20 protein-coding genes are annotated in these 22,121 nt (G+C 54.7%); 7 read left to right on the forward strand and 13 right to left on the reverse strand.

The window, feature by feature from the left end:
• Positions 1–84: 84 nt before the first annotated feature.
• Positions 85–1,014, forward strand: a complete 930-nt coding sequence (rarD, locus tag EO763_RS20545; RefSeq protein WP_161530048.1) for an EamA family transporter RarD — start codon at positions 85–87, stop codon at positions 1,012–1,014.
• Here rarD and EO763_RS20550 read toward each other — a convergent pair.
• From EO763_RS20550 to lptM, 10 genes are all read right to left on the reverse strand, one after another.
• A complete protein-coding gene (locus EO763_RS20550) occupies positions 980–2,038 on the reverse strand; it encodes an AbrB family transcriptional regulator (RefSeq protein ID WP_161530049.1) in 1,059 nt (352 codons plus the stop codon). The two genes, rarD and EO763_RS20550, sit on opposite strands and share 35 nt — an antisense overlap.
• Before the next feature lie 396 nt (positions 2,039–2,434).
• Positions 2,435–3,385 (reverse strand): magnesium/cobalt transporter CorA, encoded by a 951-nt coding sequence (gene corA / locus EO763_RS20555; RefSeq protein WP_161530050.1) that lies wholly within the window; start codon positions 3,383–3,385, stop codon positions 2,435–2,437.
• Positions 3,386–3,551: 166 nt separating this feature from the next.
• Positions 3,552–3,608, reverse strand: coding sequence for a YsgD/CorL family protein (ysgD, locus tag EO763_RS23995; RefSeq protein ID WP_349814568.1), 57 nt, complete (start codon positions 3,606–3,608; stop codon positions 3,552–3,554).
• A 187-nt stretch (positions 3,609–3,795) separates the two neighbouring features.
• Entirely contained in the window at positions 3,796–4,542 is a 747-nt protein-coding gene (locus EO763_RS20560) for a cyclase family protein (protein WP_161530051.1), read from the reverse strand.
• 143 nt (positions 4,543–4,685) lie between these two features.
• The gene (uvrD, locus tag EO763_RS20565) at positions 4,686–6,848 is read right to left on the reverse strand and encodes a DNA helicase II (RefSeq protein WP_039492952.1); all 2,163 of its coding nucleotides are present in this window, start codon (positions 6,846–6,848) and stop codon (positions 4,686–4,688) included.
• 214 nt (positions 6,849–7,062) lie between these two features.
• Positions 7,063–7,779, reverse strand: coding sequence for a 5-amino-6-(5-phospho-D-ribitylamino)uracil phosphatase YigB (gene yigB / locus EO763_RS20570; protein ID WP_161530052.1), 717 nt, complete (start codon positions 7,777–7,779; stop codon positions 7,063–7,065).
• A complete protein-coding gene (gene xerC / locus EO763_RS20575) occupies positions 7,779–8,714 on the reverse strand; it encodes a tyrosine recombinase XerC (RefSeq protein ID WP_161530053.1) in 936 nt (311 codons plus the stop codon). The genes yigB and xerC overlap by 1 nt, the downstream gene beginning before the upstream one ends.
• Positions 8,711–9,415: a DUF484 domain-containing protein gene (locus EO763_RS20580; RefSeq protein WP_039277683.1), complete on the reverse strand. Its 705-nt coding sequence runs from the start codon at positions 9,413–9,415 to the stop codon at positions 8,711–8,713. The genes xerC and EO763_RS20580 overlap by 4 nt, the downstream gene beginning before the upstream one ends.
• A complete protein-coding gene (dapF, locus tag EO763_RS20585) occupies positions 9,412–10,236 on the reverse strand; it encodes a diaminopimelate epimerase (protein ID WP_014916928.1) in 825 nt (274 codons plus the stop codon). The genes EO763_RS20580 and dapF overlap by 4 nt, the downstream gene beginning before the upstream one ends.
• A gap of 64 nt (positions 10,237–10,300) precedes the next feature.
• Positions 10,301–10,486 (reverse strand): LPS translocon maturation chaperone LptM, encoded by a 186-nt coding sequence (gene lptM, locus EO763_RS20590; RefSeq protein ID WP_010294557.1) that lies wholly within the window; start codon positions 10,484–10,486, stop codon positions 10,301–10,303.
• Positions 10,487–10,545: 59 nt separating this feature from the next.
• Here lptM and cyaY point away from each other — a divergent pair, with 59 nt between their 5' ends.
• Positions 10,546–10,866, forward strand: coding sequence for an iron donor protein CyaY (cyaY, locus tag EO763_RS20595; RefSeq protein ID WP_161530054.1), 321 nt, complete (start codon positions 10,546–10,548; stop codon positions 10,864–10,866).
• Between the two features lie 33 nt (positions 10,867–10,899).
• Here cyaY and EO763_RS20600 read toward each other — a convergent pair whose 3' ends face one another.
• Both EO763_RS20600 and EO763_RS20605 read right to left on the reverse strand, forming a co-directional pair.
• The gene (locus EO763_RS20600) at positions 10,900–12,072 is read right to left on the reverse strand and encodes an MFS transporter (protein WP_161530055.1); all 1,173 of its coding nucleotides are present in this window, start codon (positions 12,070–12,072) and stop codon (positions 10,900–10,902) included.
• A gap of 48 nt (positions 12,073–12,120) precedes the next feature.
• Positions 12,121–14,679, reverse strand: a complete 2,559-nt coding sequence (locus EO763_RS20605; RefSeq protein ID WP_161530056.1) for a class I adenylate cyclase — start codon at positions 14,677–14,679, stop codon at positions 12,121–12,123.
• Positions 14,680–15,134: 455 nt separating this feature from the next.
• Between EO763_RS20605 and hemC the strand changes: the two genes are divergently transcribed.
• Genes hemC through hemY form a run of 4 tightly spaced genes read left to right on the forward strand, consistent with a single transcriptional unit; the run spans position 15,135 to position 19,157 of the window.
• Positions 15,135–16,076, forward strand: coding sequence for a hydroxymethylbilane synthase (gene hemC / locus EO763_RS20610; protein ID WP_161530057.1), 942 nt, complete (start codon positions 15,135–15,137; stop codon positions 16,074–16,076).
• Positions 16,073–16,813, forward strand: a complete 741-nt coding sequence (gene hemD, locus EO763_RS20615) for a uroporphyrinogen-III synthase (protein WP_161530058.1) — start codon at positions 16,073–16,075, stop codon at positions 16,811–16,813. The genes hemC and hemD overlap by 4 nt, the downstream gene beginning before the upstream one ends.
• A gap of 23 nt (positions 16,814–16,836) precedes the next feature.
• Complete coding sequence (hemX, locus tag EO763_RS20620; protein ID WP_161530059.1) at positions 16,837–17,961, forward strand: uroporphyrinogen-III C-methyltransferase; 1,125 nt, start codon at positions 16,837–16,839, stop codon at positions 17,959–17,961.
• A gap of 2 nt (positions 17,962–17,963) precedes the next feature.
• Positions 17,964–19,157, forward strand: coding sequence for a protoheme IX biogenesis protein HemY (hemY, locus tag EO763_RS20625; protein ID WP_161530060.1), 1,194 nt, complete (start codon positions 17,964–17,966; stop codon positions 19,155–19,157).
• Positions 19,158–19,756: 599 nt separating this feature from the next.
• Here hemY and EO763_RS20630 read toward each other — a convergent pair.
• Entirely contained in the window at positions 19,757–20,407 is a 651-nt protein-coding gene (locus tag EO763_RS20630; RefSeq protein WP_010294580.1) for a GntR family transcriptional regulator, read from the reverse strand.
• 337 nt (positions 20,408–20,744) lie between these two features.
• On the opposite strand from EO763_RS20630, the gene EO763_RS20635 reads away from it, so the two are divergent.
• Positions 20,745–22,097 (forward strand): MmgE/PrpD family protein, encoded by a 1,353-nt coding sequence (locus tag EO763_RS20635; RefSeq protein WP_161530061.1) that lies wholly within the window; start codon positions 20,745–20,747, stop codon positions 22,095–22,097.
• Positions 22,098–22,121: the final 24 nt, after the last annotated feature.

Below are 22,121 nucleotides of genomic sequence, written 5' to 3' on the forward strand. Positions count from 1 at the left end.
AAAATGGTCATCAACACTTTACGTGAAAGCGCTCACCGTTTTGGGTAGACTTAGCGTTTTCCCGCCGTCCTTATCGAGTCACCCATGAACGCGCAACAAACCCGTGAGGGGATCTTTTTCGCCCTCGCCGCGTATTTCATTTGGGGAATTGCTCCCGTTTACTTCAAGCTGCTTGAGCACGTTCCGCCCAATGAAATACTGACACACCGTATTATCTGGTCATTCTTCTTTATGCTGATCCTGCTGACCGTCGGTCGGAAATGGCGTCAGGTGAGCCTTGCCTGCCGCAACGTCAAGCATCTGTTTCTGTTGGCATTAACGGCAGTGCTTATCGGCGGGAACTGGCTGTTGTATATCTGGGCGGTCAACAACCATCACATGCTGGAAGCCAGTCTGGGGTATTTTATCAACCCGCTGGTCAACGTCATGCTAGGCATGATCTTTCTGGGCGAACGCTTTCGTCGCCTGCAATGGCTGGCCGTACTACTCGCCGTGACTGGCGTACTGGTTCAGTTGTGGACATTCGGATCGCTGCCAATTATCGCGCTCGGGCTGGCATTCAGCTTCGCGTTATACGGCTTGCTGCGTAAGAAGATTGGCATCGACGGGCAAACCGGCATGCTGATCGAAACGCTGTGGCTGCTGCCGGTAGCGGTCATTTATCTGTTTTTTATTGCCGACACGCCAAGCAGCCACCTGACAGCCAACCCTTGGTCGCTGAATCTGCTGTTGCTCTCGGCGGGCATCGTCACCACGGTACCGCTATTGTTCTTTACCTCGGCAGCGATGCGTCTGCGCCTGTCGACGCTCGGCTTTTTCCAGTACCTCGGCCCAACCATCATGTTTATGCTGGCAGTGGTGTTCTACGGTGAAACGTTTAGCAGCGACAAACTGGTGACGTTTGCCTTCATCTGGGGTGCGCTGGGGCTGTTCATTCTGGATGCGCTTTATACACAGCGTAAGCTACGGCGTACACCCGCTACAACGTCCCAGCCTCAACACGACGGGAAATAAAGCGCGATAAGATCGGGCTGAACAACAGCGTCGAAAACAGCCGCAGCGTCTGCATGGCGATGACAAATGCCATATCGACCCGACTGCCTGCGGCAATAATCGCAATCGAATCCAGCCCGCCGGGGCTGGTCGCCAGAAAGGCGGTCAGCATATCCACCGGCATCATTTTCGTCACCATCCACGCCATTCCGCCGCACAGCAGCATCAATCCGACTATCGATGCCATCATGTGCGGCAGCGTGCGTATCGCCAGCAAAAAGATGGGGCGAGTGAAGCATAACCCTACGCTCCAGCCGATAAAAGCATAGGCCAACGCCAGCAGCCACTCCGGGGTTTGCAGCTGCAAGGTGCCGCTGGCATGCAGCATCGAGCCGATAATCATTGGCCCTAACAGCGCACCGGATGGAATGCGCAAACGTCTTCCCAGCCAGGAGCTGCCAAACGCCACGCCGAGCGTTGCCAGAAAGCGCCAGTCCAGTGCGGGAAACCAGACCAGCATCGCGCTGTTTTCCGCCGCCTCGTCGCCCAAACTCAGGCGTGCCACAAACGCGGCCGACGCAGTGACCATCAGGACGCGTAAATATTGCATGAAGGCGACCAACCGCACGTCCGCGCCGAATTCTCCGGCCATCGCGACCATCGCAGACGCACCGCCCGGCGATGCTCCCCAAGTGCCGGTCGTTCCGGGCAGTTCGCTAAATTTGACCAGTAACCAGCCAGATAATCCGCTGGCAGCCAGCGTCGCGAGCAGAATGAACAGCACCAGCGGCCATTCGCTCATCAGCGGTTTCAGGATGGAAAATGACAGACTTTGTGCGACCAGACAGCCCAGAACGGCATTGCTGCCCGCAAAGCAGGCGGGCGGGATGCGAATCGTCGCACCGTTTAACCCCATGACGACACCGACCATCATCGGCCCCAGCAACAGCGCAGCGGGAACGTGGTAAACCTGTAACCCAAACCCCAGAATTAATGAGACCGCCAGCAGGATTCCCCATTGCACCCACGGTGACATCCCTTTCATGCACACGACCCTTGTTTAGGAATAAAGAGTAAAAATAGAAAGCAAGAACAGAAAAGCAGTCCACCATTCCATACTCTAAATAATTCGAGTTTCAGGACAAAAACGGCAAGGCGTTTTTGAACAGCGCTTGCGCTGACCCCGAAGGGGTGAGGCCATAAGGCCGAATAACGCGGCAAGCGAAGGAATCCCGATGAGCTTACTCACGTAAGTGATTCGGGTGACTGAACGCAGCCAACGCACATGCAACTTGAAGTATGACGAGTATAAACAGAATAGTTGGAGAATAAACAGAAATAGTAAGGTCGCAAACTATCAAGCAGGAAAGGAGTTTTGCATTGAAGGGAAGAAACGCAATGCGCCTGATGGTTAATCTCCGTCAGACGCATCGGTGAAAACTTAGAGCCAGTTTTTACGTTTGAAGTAGAGGTACGGTGCCAGTCCGGCAAGGATCATCAACACGATCGCGCCCGGATAGCCAAACGACCATCTCAGCTCCGGCATGAATTCGAAGTTCATCCCGTAGCTTGATGCCACCAGCGTCGGTGGCAGGAACACCACGGATACGACCGAGAAGATCTTGATAATCCGGCTCTGTTCGATATTGATGAAGCCCATCGCCGCCTGCATCAGGAAGTTAACCTTCTGGAACAGGGATTCGTTGTGCGGCAACAGAGATTCGATATCGCGTAAGATTTCACGCGCCTGTTCCAACTGACCGGATGGCAGGCGGGCTTTACGCACCAGAAAGTTCAGCGCACGTTGGGTATCCATCAGACACAGGCGAACTTTCCAGCCCACATCTTCCTGTTCCGCCAACGTGGACAACGCGTCGTCGTACTCTTCACCTTGACGCCCTTCCATAATGATGCGGCTCAGTGATTCCAAATCGCTGTAGATGTTTTCGATTTCGTCCGCCAGTTGCTCAATTTTAGTCTCAAAGAGATCGAGCAGCAGTTCGTAAGCATTGCCGTCCACCAGCGTTTGGTTACGGGCACGCATGCGGTACAGGCGGAACGCAGGCAGCTCACGCTCGCGCAGGGTGTACAGGCGACCATCGCGAATAGTAAACGCCACGGTCGAGTTACCGGCGTGATCGTCAGCGTCTTCAAAAAAGAAAAAGGAGTGAATGTGCAAGCCGTCTTCATCTTCAAAAAAACGCGCCGACGCTTCAATGTCTTCTAATTCCGGACGGGTTGCCAGGCTTTGTCCCAGTTCGTTTTGTACTTTTTCACGCTCACCGTCTTCCGGCTCGATCAAATCGACCCAAACTGACGTGGTGAGATCATCGGAGTCATCCAGTTCCAGACGAGATAAACGGCAATTATCCAGTTTAAATGCGCTCAGCATGTGCCATAGCTCCCCTTTCAGTAGCAGAGATGGACAACGCGATTGAAGCACAGAAACAGAGGTGAGGTGTCACCAGCAGGTTTCAGTCCGTTCGACGGATCTGACTCGTAGCGACAAAAACAGCATCGCTGACAACCACGAAGGGTATCAGCAGAGGAAGATAGCCTTAGAAGTTGTACCTAATGAACAGGTTAGTGAGCCAGTATCGACTGGGTGTGTCCAAGGCGTTAGTCCTCCGAGAATAATGATGCGCGCATGTTACGCTGAGATGAAAAAGACTTCAACTTTAAAACCGCGGCTGAAACACGCTGTAAAATATTGGTCAAATGGATAAGGTTTATCCAATAAATTCGGCGCGGAAAGTGGTAAAAAACGCAGTCCTCAGAGTAAAAAAGAACTGCGTTTATCTGTCAGTCGTTGTCGGGCAAATAGGCGATGGCACGGACAGGGAAACCGGGTGCACCGGCAAAATTAGGGTAGCTAACGTGAATATAAGCGCCGGTAGACGGTAGCTGATGCAGGTTATTCAGTACCTCGACCTGCCAGGCATTCTGGTTCAGCACGAAGAACTCGCCGATAAGCCCGTTGTTGCGACGGAAATCAGCGGCGGAATCCGTATCCAGCGTTTCGTGCCCGACCGCGCTAATGCCGCGCTCTTCAAACAGGAACGTCAGCGCCTCAAGCGACCACCCCGGCGTATGACTGTTTCCTTCTTCATCTTTATTGGCGAAGGCGTCAATATCGGGCCAGCGCGTGCTCCAGCCACTGGCAAACGCGACAAAGCTACCTGACGGGATTTCCCCGTATTCGTGCTCAAACGTCAGAATGTCATCGACCGATAGGCGGTAATCGGGATCGTGCGCGACGGCGTCTTGTTTGTGGATCACCACCAGCGGCAGCAACAGCTCTTTATTATCAATGCGATCCAGATAGCGCTTGCCCGCGACGAAATGCCCCGGCGCATCAATATGCGTCCCCGTCTGTGTCGCAAACGTCACGGATTGAGCGAAAAAGCCATGCTCTTCAACGTTGAATAAGGTTTTGCGCTGCAACACGCCTTCAAACGCGCTAAAAATAGGGATCGACTCCGCCACCGTATGCGTGAGATCGACCCATTTTTTCTTCTGTAACTCGGCAATAATCTGGTCTAGCGTCATGGGCAGGCTCCTTTTTTATTGTGATACCACACATCCATGGATACGCGGCAGGCACCTAGCATTGTCGAAAATGATGATAAAGACTAAGACAGGGTTTTTATAAGTTATATAACCCCGTCATACTCCTGGTCGCATCGTGACGATTACACCGTTTCCAGTCTGGCGTAGGCGGCGACCAGCCATTTAATACCCTGCCCCTGAAACGCAACCTGAAGGCGGGCATGATCGCCGCTGCCTTCCAGATTCACGATCGTGCCTTCACCGAACTTGGCATGGCGAACCCGCTGCCCCAATTTGTAGCCGCTGTCATTTTGCGTTATCGGTGTGCCGAGGCGCTGGTGATTGACAGGGCGGGAGACGCTGGCACGTAGCCGCACTTCTTCAACACACTCTTCCGGCAGTTCGCCGACAAATCGGGAAGGCCGATGATAGGCTTCTTTGCCGTATAAACGGCGGGATTCAGCGTAGGTTATCGTCAGCTTTTGCATCGCACGCGTGACGCCGACATAAGCCAAACGACGCTCTTCTTCCAGACGCCCACCTTCATCCAGCGACATCTGGCTTGGGAACATGCCTTCTTCCATACCGACGATAAACACCTGCGGGAACTCCAGCCCTTTCGCCGAGTGCAGCGTCATAAGCTGCACCGCGTCCTGATTGGCGTCTGCCTGACCTTCGCCTGCTTCCAGCGCGGCATGCGACAGGAAAGCCTGAAGCGGCATCAGATCCTGATCTTCTTCCTGATAGCTGAACTGGCGCGTAGCCGTCACCAATTCCTCCAAGTTTTCTACTCGTGCCTGCCCTTTCTCGCCTTTTTCCTGTTCGTACATGCTCCACAGGCCAGAATCCTTAATCGCCCGGTCGGTTTGAATATGCAGCGGCAGCTCAGAGGTTTCATAGGCCAGCGCATCAATCAGTTCGATAAAGCGTTGCAGCGAGGCCGCCGCGCGCCCAGCCAGCACTTTCTCCTGCAACAGCGCCCGCGTGGATTGCCACAACGTCAACTGACGATCGCGCGCCGTCTGGCGCACCACGTCCAGCGTACGATCGCCAATGCCGCGTGTCGGTGTATTCACCACACGCTCGAACGCCGCATCATCGTTACGATTAGCGATCAGGCGCAGATAAGACAGCGCATCTTTGATTTCCTGCCGTTCGAAGAAGCGCATGCCGCCGTAGATACGGTACGGCATACTCTGCTGTAACAACGCCTCTTCCAGCACGCGCGACTGGGCGTTGCTCCGATACAGAATGGCGTTATCGCTCAGCGCACCGCCATTTTCCTGCCAGGCTTTAATCCGGTTGACGACGTAACGTGCCTCATCCAGTTCGTTGAACGCGCAATACAGCGAGATGGGTTCACCTTCTGCGCCATCGGTCCACAGGTTCTTGCCGAGTCGCCCGCCGTTGTGGGCAATCAGCGCATTCGCCGCTTTCAGGATATTGCTGGTCGAGCGATAGTTTTGCTCCAGACGGATCGTTTCTGCGCCGGCGAAGTCTTTCAGGAACAGCTGAATATTTTCGACCTGCGCTCCACGCCAGCCGTAAATCGACTGGTCGTCATCCCCGACGATCATCACCTTGGCGCTGTCGCCCGCCAGCATGCGGATCCAGGCATACTGAATACGGTTGGTGTCCTGAAATTCGTCCACCAGAATATTGGTAAAACGTTCGCGATAGTGATTCAGCACATGCGGCTTGTTCAGCCACAGCTCGTGCGCACGCAGCAGCAGTTCAGCGAAATCTACCAGTCCGGCGCGATCGCACGCTTCCTGATAGGCCTGATACACGCGCTGCCACGTTTGCTCGATCGGGTTGCCGTAGCTTTCAATGTGCTGCGGGCGCAGGCCTTCATCTTTCTTCCCGTTGATGAACCACATCGCCTGACGCGGTGGCCACTGTTTCTCATCCAGATTGAGCGCCCGAATCAGGCGCTTCAGCAGGCGCAGCTGATCTTCGCTGTCCAGAATCTGGAAATCCTGCGGCAGATTGGCATCCATATGGTGCGCACGCAGCAGGCGGTGTGCCAGCCCGTGGAAAGTACCAATCCACATGCCGCCCTGACTGGTGCCGATCAGATGGTCGATACGGTGGCGCATCTCCGCCGCCGCTTTGTTGGTAAACGTCACTGCCATGATGGAATACGGTGAGCAGTTTTCGACGGACAAGAGCCAGGCAATGCGGTGTACCAGTACCCGAGTTTTGCCGCTGCCTGCCCCTGCCAGCACCAATAAATTGCTGCGCGGCGCGGCTACCGCGTCACGCTGTTTGTCGTTGAGGCCATCGAGCAGATCAGAAACGTCCATAGGTACGGGTTATCCGGTGGCGGGAAACACCGCACAAGAGGCATTTCCACTGGTGATGTAGAGCCTATCCCAGTAGGCGTTATTGGTGCAGCCAGTTTGGACACGGACAGCGCACAGAAACCGGAGCGTACACATAGTACGTGAGGATTTCGAGCACTGCCCAGGTTCAAAATGGCAAATGAAGGATTAGCTCTTATACAGACTAATGCCGTAATTATAACAATGCCGACAGCGATGCCAACCGCGAAATTTCAATATGCGGCAGCAGTCGGGCATCATCAATCTGCGTCAGGCTGCCTTCACGCAGGTTAATCCAGCAGGCCTGCATACCACAGCGGATCGACCCTGCGACATCGGTCGTGAGATCGTCACCGACGTGCAGGATCTCATGCACAGGCAGGTTGAGCTTTTGCGCCGCCAGATGGTACATGTCATCAAACGGCTTAGCACGGCCGTGCGGGCCAGCGCGCAGGATGAAAGAAAAATAGCGATCGAGGCCGAACCGGTGTGGTTCCGCGTTGCCATTGGTGATCGCCGCCAGCGGCACTTTCTCGGCTAACGCTGCCAACGTCTGGTGCGTTTCTTCGGTAATCGCAATTTGACTGCGCCAGTGGGCGAAATTTTCCATTGCGGCTTTTGCGCCATCCTTCGACTCGGCGGCGCTCAGGCCGCGTTCTAACATCGCCAGCTCAACCGCACGACGACGCCATTCGGTCACGTCGTGATAAATGTCCGGCTCGCGCTCAAGCAAGGTCTGGCGTAGGTTCTGAAAGTCATCGGCCTGAAAATCACGAAGGGCAGGATGGTACTGTTGCAGAAAGTGGATTGACTCTTGCCCCGTGCGCCGAATGACGTCCGCGTTATCGTACAGCGTGTCATCCAGATCGAACGTGATCGCCCGGATCGGGCCAAGAGATCGGTAAAAATGCATCAGGGTTTCCCTCGTTTGGCGCGTGGATGCGCGGCATCGTACACGGAGGCTAAATGTTGAAAATCAAGATGGGTGTAAATCTGCGTCGTGGTCAGGTTAGCGTGGCCAAGCAGTTCTTGTACCGCTCGTAAATCGCCGCTGGATTCCAGCATGTGCGTCGCAAAGGAGTGGCGCAATTTATGAGGATGAACATGGCTATTGATGCCCTGCTTAATTCCCCATTCGGCGAAACGCTTCTGCACGTTGCGCATCGAAATGCGTCGTCCCTGATTGGAAATAAACACGGCATCATCCTGCGGGCCAAACAGTTCGCGCAGCGCCAGCCAGCGTTCCAGCCAAGTTACCGCCGTTTTTCCTATCGGCAATTTGCGCTCTTTGCTGCCTTTCCCCATCACCCAGATTTCACCGCTTGCCAGATCGATATGCTGATAATCCATACCGACCAGCTCCGCCAGACGCAGCCCCGCGCCGTACATCACTTCCAGCATCGTACGGTCGCGCACCGCAAGGGGATCGTCCACATTGATTTCCAGCAGGCGATTCGTCTCATCCACATCCATATTCTTGGGTAACGGACGACCCGCTCGCGGCGTGGATACCCCTTTAGCCGGGTTTGCCACCAGCGCACCGCGTGACACCATCCAGTCGAGAAAACTGCGTAATGCCGATAAACGTAGCGCCAGACTGCTGGAATGAAGCCCATCGCGCTTACTGCGGGACACCACGGAACGCACGCCTGAGGCGTCCAGCTTGCGCCAGTCAGCCACACCCGCCGCGGAGAGTATCGTGATAACCGCTGACAGTTGACGTAAGTAGCTGGTCTGCGTCAGCGGGCTTAGCTGACGTTCGACTTTCAGGTAGCGCAGGAACGCATCAACATCGGTTTGTAACGGCGAAGAGGAAGGGGCCTCCGATGGCGCGGGCTGCCGGCTCATACCCGCTCAACCCAGCGCGCCAGCATCGCTGGCAGCATCATGGCCATTTGCTGGAGCAGCACGGTTCCCATGCCATCCTGATAATGATGGCTGTCACGGCTGCTGAAAATCAGCACGCCCAAATCGTGATGATTTCCCATCAGCGACAGCGCTACCGACCCAACCTGTCTGGCCTGCGGTAGCAGAAGCAACAGCTCTGGCCCGTTCAGACTGCCAAGATAGTGGTTATGCTGTCCGAAGCGCTGAATGCGCAACGGTTCAAAAGTGGAGCGGTTTAGCCCAAGGTGGGTGAAACCAGAAGGCGCGCCAAGGCGCCATTTATCGCTGAACAGACGCACCGTTGCGCCCGCCAGACCAAGCTGACGCGCCCAACGCTGCAAGCGCTCCAACATGTCTGTCAGGCTGTCCGCTGATGCCAATTCAGTTTGTAACCCAAGCAGGCGATTGAACAGCACTTCGTTCGCGCCCGCCTGTTCCATCAACAGCGTGATTTCTTCCTCAAGCTGAGTAATGTGGTTACGCTGGCGTGCCAACTGCCATTCCACCAGCGACACGGTTCCCCTGACGGGGTGGGGAATACGCATCTGCTCGACGGGACGCGCATTGCGGATAAAAAAATCGGGATTCTGTTGCAGGAACTGCAAAACCATCTCGTCACTGAGTGCGATCTCGCGTTCTGCCTGTTCCTCGACATTCTTCATAAATGAATAAATCCATCGTAGACATGCGTTGCAGGCCCGGTCATGAATAACGGATGTCCCGGCCCATCCCACTGGATATCCAACTCCCCGCCCGGCAGAGATACGCGAACGTTCGCGGACAATAACCCCTGCTGGATCCCTACCGCCACAGCAGCACACGCGCCGCTACCGCACGCCTGCGTTTCTCCCGCACCACGTTCATACACCCGCAGACGGACAGTGTGGCTATCAACCACTTGCATAAAACCGATGTTGGCACGTTCGGGAAAACGCTCGTGGCTTTCCAGCAACGGCCCCAGCGTTTCCACCTTCGCCGTGTCCACATCCTCAACCTGAATCACACAGTGCGGGTTGCCCATCGACACCACGCCACACAGCACCGTGTGCTCGTCGGCACGCATGATGTAGGTTTTCTCGGCTTTGACCGCGCGAAAAGGCACCTGTTGCGGCTCGAAATTCGGTTCGCCCATGTTGACGCGCACCAGTTCATCGTCCGTCACCGACAGTACCATCCGGCCAGTCTGCGTACTGACGGCGATGTCACGCTTGTTGGTCAGCCCTTTCAAGCGGACAAAGCGAGCAAAGCAGCGCGCGCCATTACCGCACTGTGCCACTTCGCTGCCATCCGCGTTAAAAATGCGGTAATGAAAATCCAGTTCAGGATCGTAGGGCGGCTCGACAACCAGAAGTTGGTCGAACCCTACACCACAGTGTCGATCCGCCAAACGGCGAATCAATTCGGGTGAAAAATAAACGTTTTGCGTAACGGCATCAACAACCATGAAATCGTTGCCTAACCCGTGCATCTTAGCGAACTGCATTATCCTGACTCCCCCGCTTGCTTAACCGGGCGCGTGACCTGTTATTTATTACTGTCGTCACGCACTAAGGACGCATTGACGTTTTCTTTTGCGGCGGCTGGTTCTCATTTTGCTGAGTCGTTGACGCACCGGATTTGCCATCGGCAGGCATATAAAGCGGACCTTTCAGACCACAACCGAATAAACTCACTACGGCTAACACCAGAAAAGACTGGCGAAATACGTTCTTCATCACGTTAAGACCTGTCATTAATACTCGTATGCTCTCTATAATCGCAGGTGGATCATGAAAATCAATAGGAATCGAAAATGAACGATAGCGAGTTCCACCAATTAGCCGACGAACTCATGCTTCAGTTGGAAGAAACACTGGATCGGTTTGGGGGTGATGCCGACATCGATTACGAAACCAACGGCGGTGTGATGACGCTGAGTTTTGAAAACGGCAGCAAAATCGTGATTAATCGGCAGGAGCCGCTACACCAAATCTGGTTGGCGACCAAAGCAGGCGGTTACCACTTCAACCGTCAGGGAGCACGCTGGGTATGCGCTCGCAGCGGTGAAGATTTTATCGCGTTGCTGTCAGCAGCCTGCTCGGATCAGGCTGGGGAAACCGTTCACTTCGGGTAACGGTCTTTCAACGACCTCACGGCGCTCCACACATTAGCGCCGTCCCAGAACGATCAGCCCCAGAACCAGCAACAACAGCATGCCGATACCCACCATATTGACCAACGGCCAGCCGCTGGTCAGCGCCATCAGGCTACCGGCAGACAACGAGGCCAGCGCGTTAGGCACGTAAATCACCAGCGAGTTAATCCCCTGCAAACGGGATTTATGCAAGGAATGGGTAAACGCATTCAGCATGAATGTCCCGCCGTTGAACATAAACGCCCACCCGATGCCAAACAACATCAGTGCAAAGAGGAAGTGCCAGAACGTCAAGCCACTCAGCGCTACCGCCACCCCGACAACGTTGCACACCATGCCAATCACCACAACCTGAACCGGCGTCAGCCGCTTCGCCAGCAGCACTAACAGCAGCGCGGGCGCATACATGGCCACAAAATGCCATTGCAACACCGTCGCGCTGTGGCTGACGGAAAAGTGGTGCTGATGCATCGCCAGCGGCACAGAATTCATTAATAGCGTCATCACCACAAACCCGACGGAACAGCTTGCCGTTCCCAACACAAACGCCCGGCTTTTCAGAATCGCCGCCAGCGGTTCACTACGCTGAGCGCTGGGCGTGGTAACGGACATTGGAGGCAGTTTAAGGCCAAGCAACAACAGAGACGTGATAACACAGATGAAGGCCGCTGCAATAAAACTGCCGAGAAACGGGTACGACGCCCAGAGCTGAGAAGATTGGCTCGCCGCGAACGGGCCGAGAAAACCGCCCAGGATACCGCCGCTGATCACCCATGAGATCGCCCGGTTTTTCTGCTGATTATCGGTAAATATCTCAGCCGCCGCGAAGCGATAATACTGATTGAAGGCGCAGGACATCCCCAGAACAAATGTCGAAAAGACAAAGAGGGAGAAACTGTGTAGTGCAATCGCCAGCGCCGCCAAAAGCGCGCCCACTAGCCCGATCAGCGTGCCGATGATGAACGCATTGCGCCTGCCATGTTTTGTCATCAGCGATGAAACGCTGTAGATCATCAGCGCAGCACCGCACACCGTCGCGGTAATCGGTAGCGTGGTCAACAAAGGAACGGGCGTCATCGATACGCCAACCAGCGTAGAACACAGCGTCATCAGGGAAATAATACTGCCGGTCAGCCCTTGTCCGAGCGCCAGCAGTATCAGGTTTCGGCGTTGCAACGAATCCATCAATACATCCCTTCCTGAATACGCTGAAAGCCGAGTATCAGAGCGTTACTAGAGGATTTGCAGCCGCTGCTTCATCGTCATCGCTTCATCATCCACCACGGGTGTAATGCACAGATGAGAAAGCGCACTGCTGCGGAACGGGATCACCTGCGTACGGCCGTCCAATTGTACGATTTGGTAGAACTGCGGCAGATTGAAATTGATAAAGCTGGAGCCGTAGGTAAAGCGGTCATGCGAAGACGAATAGAAGCGGCTGACATCGCGCACCAGCTCTTCTTTACTGCCTTCACAGTGGTGATAGACCTCAACGCGGTTCGACTCATCCAGAATATAGATATTAAAGCCCTGATTTTCTGTCAGATCTTCAAAGAAGAACTGGATGATCCCCTCGCTGGCGACGCCATCGACCACCGGCGGTAAATGCACATGGTTGGTTTCAACCTGAACCGGTTGGCCTTGCAGCTTGTTGTTGGAAATCGCGCCATAAAACTCGACCGCATTTTCCAGCTTCTGCACCGAGACACTCAGCCGTTCAAAGAAAAGACCCCAGGTTTGACCCGCGACTTTCACCGCTTTGAAACGCCCAGGCTCCTGCTGACGCGTACTGGTCAGGCGCAGCTCAATGCATTCGGACACCAACTGCTGCACACGGGTACGAATCAGCCCGCGCAGGTGCTGGCTGTAGCAGAAGACTTCCAGTGATTCCGGCAGCGCGGCATCCTGATGCATTTTGCCCAGAATGGTTTTCAACGCTTCCAACACCGCCTGCTCGCCGCTGAAATGCAGCGTACGCACTTCATTCCACGAGTTGCGATACAGCAGGTCGATACTACCAACCAGACACTGCTGCTGCTGGCCGAAGCTAAAAACATCCAGATGACGGAAATCGAAATGCACGACCTGATTGCGGAAGGCCGCCGTCGGATCGTGTTCCAGATTGACGATAATCGCCAAATGACGAATTTCACACGGGCTGTACAACGCCTTCGGCGTCGGTGCGGGCAGGCGCAGCGGGAAGTGACTGGCGACGTCGTCCACCAGCGCTTGCAGGCGCGTGATGTCGCACAGCTCGTTGCCTTTAATGTACAGACGCGTGCTTGGCGTCAGCAGGCCGTTAAAATACGCCCACGCCACCAGTTTGTTCAGATAGCGGTTATATTCCAGCGGCTGATGGCTGACGATCGCATCCATCGACGGTGCCTGATTATACAGATACCAGCCCGAACGGTTCGCGCGACCCGGTGGAACATAAATGAAGGTTAAATTCGGCTCCGACAAATCCGGCGAAATTTGTGGGTTCAGCAGGGTAACTTTACCCGGCAGCGCTTCAAACGCAGCGTACAGTTTACGGGTCAACACACCGATATCCTGCGGGCTGGCGCTGACGCTCAGATTATTGCGGCGGGCGAAGCGAATCAGGTTGCGATAGGTCTGCATCATCGCATCCAACAGCTCATTATGTGCTTCGCGTACCTGTTCGATTTTCCAGTTAGCGCGGTTATCCAGCATGGCCAGATGTTCGTCGCTCCATCCCCATTCTTGCACCAGTTGGCTCAGAATCTGGCGACGCCAGCCGACACAGGCTTTTTCTCTGGAGAGTTTTTCACAGACTTTTAAGTAGAAACATCGACGCGCCAGATCGAGGCGCGTGGGATCGTTGATCGCCGTCAGATAGTGCGTCACACGATCCAACATCATGCAGTAAGGATCGAGGCCGAAAGAGACGATCTCTCCATCATGCAGGCGTTTTTTAATTTCGGTCGACAGCAGACTGGTGTCCGGGTATTCCCAGGAATAGGCTTCCAGCAGCAGCGTTTTCAGTACGGCTTTATAAGGAGAATCGATGCTTTTATAGAGCTGCCAGAGACTCGCGCCGAAATACTCTTCCGCCGACAGCGTGCTTAAGCCGCCTAAATCCATCCACTCGTTAGGAGCCAGCGCCCCCTGTGAGTACAGCGACAGCACATATTCGTCGTAGTGGGATTCTTCTTCGACCGGCACCATGTTCCACAGAATACGCTTACCGGCCATACGCACGGCAGTACGGTAGAATTCGTCGAGTAACAGGATATGCTGCATGGTGCCGCAGTCTTCACCGCTCAGGCTGCCGCTTTCATTGTGGCGGAAGCGGCTTTCATCCATCAGGAAGAAACTGACCTCAGCGCCCTGCGCTGCTGCCCACTGCTCGAGCAGCGTACATTTCTTCTGTAGAAGTTGACGTTCTTCGCTATCCAGCCAGGATTGGTGGCACACCCAGATATCAAGATCGGAGCTACAGCTCTGCCCGATAGATGAGGTACTTCCCATGGAATAGATGCCCGTGATCGGCAGTTCACCCTGCGGATGAGAACCGTCAAACTGACCCCAGCGCAACGCGATGCCATCAAGGTACTGTTGTTGTTTTTCATCAGGCGTGTGAGTGCAGATACCGTGAGGCACCTTGCCTTCAAGGTAGCCTGGCATCAACGGGTGATGATGATGTAATAAAATGGGCAGAAGACTGTAAACCTGCTGAAAAGCGGGCTTCATTGCTCCCAGAGCACGGTCAACACGCAGTTGGTTGATCGCATCCAGTCTTTGCTTCAAAGTCTCGATGTAGAAGTACAAGACGTTTCGCCTGATTTATCCCAGTGCCTAGAAAAACCCCGTGTTCCAAATCCGCATCATGAAATTAGAAGAATGTTTAGCGAATTATTGCTGGAAACGTGATCAATTTAACACCTTGCTGATTGGGCGTAAAGAAAGTAAAGAAAGTTAGACTTACCTATCTTGCTTTATTATGAATTTCCCTACCCGACTGCATCAGCACGGCTTCTTACTCGTCATACTTCAAGTTGCATGTACGTTGGCTACGCTCACTCACCCGAATCACTTACCTGAGTAAGCTCATCGGGATTCCTTCACTTGCCGCCTTCCTGAAACTTGAATTATTTAGAGTATATCTATAGTTGCGGCACCCGAATTTCAGACCGTTTTAAAAGGCGCACCGCTAATGCTCACAACCTGACACCAACGCACCATCAATGATACGATGGCGGAAAATGATAAAAACGGTATCAAGCATGTTAGCCAATATTATTAGAATTGCTACCCGACAAAGCCCGCTCGCCCTGTGGCAAGCACGATATGTTCAGCAGTGTCTGAATCACCTCTACCCAGATTTACACGTGGAACTGGTGCCGATGGTAACCCGCGGCGACATCATCCTCGATACGCCACTGGCGAAGGTCGGCGGTAAGGGATTGTTTGTTAAAGAGCTGGAATTGGCGCTGCTTGAAGGGCGTGCCGATATTGCCGTCCACTCCATGAAAGATGTGCCCGTCGAATTCCCAGATGGCCTCGGCCTGACCACCATTTGCGAACGCGACGACCCGCGCGACGCTTTTGTTTCCAATCATTACGACAGCCTCGAACAATTGCCGGAAGGCAGCTGCGTCGGCACCTCCAGCCTGCGCCGTCAGTGCCAGCTGCGCGCCCGACGCCCCGATCTGGTGATTCGTGATTTGCGCGGCAATGTCGGCACACGCCTGTCAAAACTGGACAACGGCGAGTATGACGCCATTATTCTTGCCGTCGCCGGTCTGAAACGTCTCGGCCTTGAAGAGCGCATCCGCTGTGCGTTAAGCCCAGAGGAATCTCTGCCAGCCGTCGGACAAGGTGCTATCGGCATCGAATGCCGTTTGGGTGACGAACATGTCCGTCAACGCCTTGCCCCGCTCAATCACCCCGCTACCGCAGCCCGCGTACTGGCTGAACGCGCGATGAATGTGCGCCTTGAAGGCGGCTGTCAGGTACCGATTGGCAGCTACGCCGAACTGGAAGGCGATACACTGTGGCTGCGTGCGCTGGTTGGCGCGCCAGACGGCAGCCAAATGATCGTCGGCGAACGGAGAGGAAGCGTCTCCGATGCCGAACAACTCGGGATTGCACTGGCTGAAGAGCTACTGGCAAAAGGTGCCAGCGCCATCCTTCAAGCCGTTTATCACGGGTCAAGCTCATCATGACTATTCTGGTTACCCGTCCGTCACCAACTGGCGAACAACTGGTGACCCGTTTAAGAAAGCTCGGCTATAACGCCTGGCACAGCCCGCTGATCGAGTTTTCACCCGGACGAGAACTCGCCAGCCTGCCTTCACTATTACAGGCACTGAGCGCCGACGATCTGGTGTTTGCGCTTTCACAACACGCGATTCATTACGCCGATCCGATGCTGGCACGTACGGGTATCAGCTGGCCTGCCCACCTCGCTTATTACGCCATCGGCCGTACCACGGCACTGGCGTTACATAAAATCAGCGCACATCCGGTAATCTATCCGCCTGAGCGCGAAACCAGCGAAACGCTATTGCAACTGCCTGACCTACAAGATGTTGCTGGGAAACGTGCACTATTATTACGTGGCAATGGTGGAAGGGAACTGCTGGGAGAGACGCTAACCGAGCGAGGCGCGCAGGTAACCTACTGTGAATGCTATCAGCGTAGGGACGTTCACTATGATGGGCCGGAGCAAAGCCGCCACTGGCAACAAATAGGCATCGACAAACTGGTGATCACCAGCGGAGAAATGCTACAACGGATCTATACTTTAGTACCTGATTACTATCGGGCTTCCTGGTTACTCGGCTGCCAACTGATCGTCGTCAGCGAACGACTGGCAGAACAGGCTCGTCAGCTTGGCTGGCGCGATATTCGAGTGGCCGATAACGCCGATAACGATGCGCTCGTGCGCGCACTACAATAAACCTGATCATGGGATGTACCATTATGACGGAACACAATACCCCCACAGCTCCATCCGACGAGGTTGCTGAACGGGTTGAACCCGCGCATCAGCAGCAGGATCCCGCACCGCAGCCCAAACGTAGCGGTGCCGTGCTAGGGGCGATCGCGATTGTGATTGCGCTGGCAATAGGCGCGGGATTGTATTACCACGGCCACCAGCAGGCGCAGAAAGAAACTGCCGCGCTTCAACGCCTGGAAACGCAGTTAAACACATTGCAGCAGCAGCACAAGCAAGAGCAGCAGCAATGGCTGGACGCTCAACAACAGCAAAGCAAAGCACAGGAGACTGCCGCACAGCGTCTTGAGGCGCTAACGCGTCAATCAGACGAGCTGCGCGATAAGCTGGCGGCGCTTTCCAGCCATGACACCAATACCTGGCTAATCGCTCAGGCAGATTTTCTGGTGAAACTGGCAGGGCGCAAGCTGTGGAGCGACAAAGACGTCACCACCGCAGGCGCGTTGCTGAAAAGCGCGGATGCTAGTCTGGCGGAAATGAACGATCCCAGCCTGATAGAAATCCGCCGCGCGCTGACCAACGATATCGGTGCACTGGCAGGCGTCAGTCAGGTCGATTTTGACGGCATTATCCTGAAAGTAAATCAGCTCACCGATCAGTTGGACAACTTACAGCTCGCCGACAACAACACCGATGAAGCACCGATGGATGCCAACAGCACAGAGCTGTCCGCCTCTTTGAGCGAGTGGCGACAAAATCTAAGCAAGAGCTGGCACAATTTCCTGGCTGATTTTATCACCATTCGCCGCCGTGACAGCGCGGCCGAGCCGCTGCTGGCACCGAATCAGGATGTGTATCTGCGCGAGAATATCCGCTCACGTCTGCTGGTTGCCGCACAGGCCATTCCTCGCCACCAGAATGAAGTGTACAAACAGTCGCTGGAAACGGCAGCAACCTGGGTTCGTGCTTACTTCAATACCACCGACCCCACGACGCAGGCCTTTTTGGATCAGCTTGATACCTTAAGCCAGCAGTCAGTTTCACTGGATGTCCCAACGGAGCTACAAAGTCAGGTGCTGTTGGAAAAGCTGATGCAAACGCGCGTTCGTAACCTGCTGGCTCAGGCGCCAGCCACACAGCAGGGAGAGTGAACATGCTGAAAGTCTTATTGCTGTTCCTGATCCTGATCGCAGGCGTGGTGATCGGCCCGATCGTTGCGGGTCACCAAGGCTATGTTCTGATCCAGACGGATAACTACGACATTCAAACCAGCGTAACCGGCCTAGTCATCATGCTGGTGCTGTTCTTCCTCGCCTTTTTGGCGGTGGAATGGGTGCTCCGCCGGATCTTTCGTACCGGTTCCCGCACGCGCGGTTGGTTCCTCGGCCGCAAGCGTAGTCGCGCCAGCAAACAGACCAAAGCCGCACTGCTCAAGCTGGCCGAGGGCGATTATTTACAGGTAGAGAAGCTGCTGACTCGCAATGCCGACCATGCAGAGCAGCCCGTGGTTAACTACCTGCTGGCTGCCGAAGCCGCCCAGCAGCGTGGTGACGAGTTCCGCACCAAGCAATATCTGGAGCGTGCCGCCGAGGTTGCAGATACCGATCAGCTTCCGGTGGATATTACGCGCGTGCGTATTCAGTTGGCGCGTAATGAAGATCATGCTGCACGTCACGGCGTGGACAAACTGCTGGAGGTCGCGCCTCGCCACCCTGAGGTTCTGCGTTTAGCGGAACAGGCTTTCCTGCGCGCTCACGCCTATAGCGCGCTGCTCGATATTCTACCTGCGATGCGCAAGATCAACCTGTACCCTGAAGCGCGTTTGCTGGATCTACAACAGCAGGCCTATATCGGTCTGATGAATCAAGCGATGGCGGATGGCGGCAGCGAAGGGCTGAAGTCGTGGTGGAATAATCAGAGCCGTAAAGTTCGCCATGAGATCCCGCTCCAGGTCGCGATGGTTGAGCATCTGATCGAGTGTGACGATCATGATACCGCTCAGAAGATCATTCTCGACGGTCTCAAACGCCAGTATGACGAACGTTTGATCCTGCGGATGCCACGCCTCAAAGCCGGAAACCCAGAACAGCTGGAAAAAGTACTGCATCAGTACATTAAGCAACAGGGAGCAACGCCGCTGTTGAGCAGTACGTTAGGTCAGTTGCTGATGAAACACGGCGAATGGCAGCAGGCCAGCGATGCCTTCCGTACCGCGCTAGAGTTACGCCCAGACGCTTATGATTATGCCTGGCGTGCCGACGCACTCGATCGGTTGCGTCTGCCGGATGAAGCGGCACAGATGCGGCGCGAAGGGCTGTTGCTCACGCTACAGCAGCCTGCCGACTAGTCACTGCGCGGTTCCTTTCATAAGGCTCCTTTTTGGAGCCTTATTCTTTTGTATGACCCGTCCTGAATAGCCCGACAGAGGGCGGTTACCGAACATTTTCCTCAGACGAAAAAAAACGCTTACCGATAAACGGTAAGCGTTGAAAATATCAGGTCTGTCAGACAACAGAATGGTGCCTCACTCAACGTTATGTCCGGAAGGCCCGATGGAGATTTGCATCTTCATCTGGAGTTGGACGATAGGCACCTCAAATTGGCTCTGCGTCATTCCCAGGATTATGAAGCCGAAGCAAACATAGAAGGTGGAATGAGCATCTACACGCTTATTTAAGCATAAATTATGCCAACATGCATAATTTTATTATCAACACTTCATAAAGTAAACCTAACCAGCTAATAATCAATAATATTTTTATTTATCCACTGGGAGAGAGCGCAAGACGCGATGGGCGACAAAAACGAGATCGCGCTCACAAAACCTGTCGCCATTCAGAGACGAATTTGTTATGTAAAATATTAATCATTAATAATCAACGAATTAAATGTCTCTTTTTTGCGACAGCAGAGCCCCTAGAGTGTCGTGTTTTTCCGACAGCCTTATCAAAGCTGTTGATTCAACATGCTTAACCGGGCGCGGTAACCGTTACGAATATGCTGGCAAGCCGCCTCTTGTGCGGCGTCCTTATCACGCCGCACCAACGCTTCCACAATCGCCTGATGTTCACGCCGCGCTTCCTCGGTACGTTCCGTCGATTCATAGGTGGTTCCGCGCAGTAGTGACAGATGAATACGCAGATTTTCCAGCATCTCGTTCAGATAGGGATTATGCGTCGCCCGATAAATCTGCCGATGGAAAAGACGGTTGTGATCGTGCAGTTTTCTGCTATCGGTGAGCGTCTTCTCCACTTCAACCATATCTTGCAGTAGTTCCAGTTCTTCTGCCGACGCAGAAGCCACGGCGAGTTCCATCGCTAACCTTTCTAACCCTTCACGCACGGCGAAAAGCTGACGCAGCCGCTCATAACTGATCTGCGCAATCATCAGCCCGCGCTGCGGGCCCGGTTCCACCAATCCCAGCGCTTCAAGCCGATGCAGCGCCTCACGAATCGGCGTACGGCTTAGCCCAAACTGCTGCGCCAGCCGTGTTTCCTGCAAACGTTCACCAGGCAGCAGCTCACCCTTCTCGATCGCGTTAATCAGTATCTCGAACGGCGACAGCGCCAGCTCTTTGTCGTTAAGTGTTAAGTTCATAATCCCTTGATATGTCGTGTGACGGTCAAAGCGGAAGCACGCGCAGACGGGTAAAACACCTCGCCTTTATGTCGGTTCGCGCGTTTATGCTACGCCGTGGATCGTCATGCATTGAGAAAAATTCAAGTTTGCCCGACGCCCTGCCTTTAGCAAGATATCGAATCGCATATTTTGTGCTTAGCTTAGCGAAAAAGCGTCTTTGTCAGTGAATGGGCGATTGCCTATGCTTTTCGCCACACACTGTATACAAATGCATTCAACAAGACAAAACGTGAATCCCAGAACCGTTCGACTGTGCTGGCAATATCATCGCGTTTTCGCCTAAGGAGCTCCTACGATGTCTGCCACCCCGACGTTTCCTCGCGGCAACGCGCTCAGCCAGTTTATTCACACCGCCTCCACGATTACGATACCCGACGCCGTCTGGCACGAAGCCAAGCGAGCGCTCATTGACTACCTTGGCGTCTCTATTGGCGCAGTAGGAGACGACGCGGCCAGCGCGGTTCAGCGCGTGGCACAACGCTGGCAGGCTCAGGGCAATGCGCAAATCATTCTCGGTGCGAAAACTACACCGTCGCTGGCAGCCCTGATCAACGGCACGCTGTCTCATGCGGCCGACTATGACGATACGCATCCGGCTGGTGCAGGACACCCCAGCGGCCCGTGCTGGTCTACCGCGCTGGCAATGGCGCAGCACTACGGCGCGGACGAGCGCACAACGCTTATCGCTTTCATCACCGGCTTTGAAGTCATGGCCAGACTGGGTGGCGGCTGGGTGCCCGGCGTGGGCCGCAACTTACAACGCCGAGGCTTTCACCCGACGTCGATTGTCGGGCGCGCGGGGGCTGCGGCCGTCGCCGCTTCCATTCTTCGCCTTGAACCCAACGCGATTGCCAATGCGTTGGGCGCAGCTGCGACCATGATGGGGGGATTACAGAAATCATCCGGTACGCACGGCAAACCGTTTCATGCTGGCAAAGCGGCAATGGACGGCATCACAGCAGCAGAACTGGCTGATGAGGGCTTTATTGCCGCCCATCACTTTTATGAAACCGATGGCTGGGTGAAAACATTCGTGCAAGACGGTAGTGCCGTCATCCCACCGCTCGATTTTGGCGAGAGCTGGGAGCTACTGGGTAACGGCTACAAGCTGTATGCCAGTTGTCGGGGAACGCATGCATCAATCGAAACCGCGCTTAAGCTCTATCCACAGCTAAAAGGCCGCGCTATCGCCCGCATTCATGCCAAGGTCCATCCAATGGGGATGGTGAACGCTGGGATCGCCAACCCGCAAAATCCGCTGGAGAGCAAATTCAGCATTCCACACTGCATTGCGCTGGCGCTGAGCGGCTATCGCCTCAACGATACCGATTTCACGCAGCAGACCGTCGACGACCCAGCACCGCGCCAACTGCTGTCGCGCTTGCAGATCGACGCAGTCGAGGGGCAATCGGCCAGTTCCGCGTTTATCGATATCGAACTGGAAGACGGCCAAACACTGCATGCGGAAACCGATGTTTATCGCGGCCATCCGCAAAATCCCCTGACCGACGCCGAGCTGCATGCCAAGTTCGACGCCCTGACCATTCCCGTATTAGGAGAAGCCCGTAGCGATCGACTCTATCAGGCAGCTTTCCACTTTGAGCAGCCGGGTTCACTCGCTGCACTCACTGAGCTATTAGCGGGCTAACGCGTTGCCGTTCGGCATAAACGA

The organism is Pectobacterium odoriferum, assembly GCF_009931295.1.
Lineage (GTDB): Bacteria > Pseudomonadota > Gammaproteobacteria > Enterobacterales > Enterobacteriaceae > Pectobacterium > Pectobacterium odoriferum.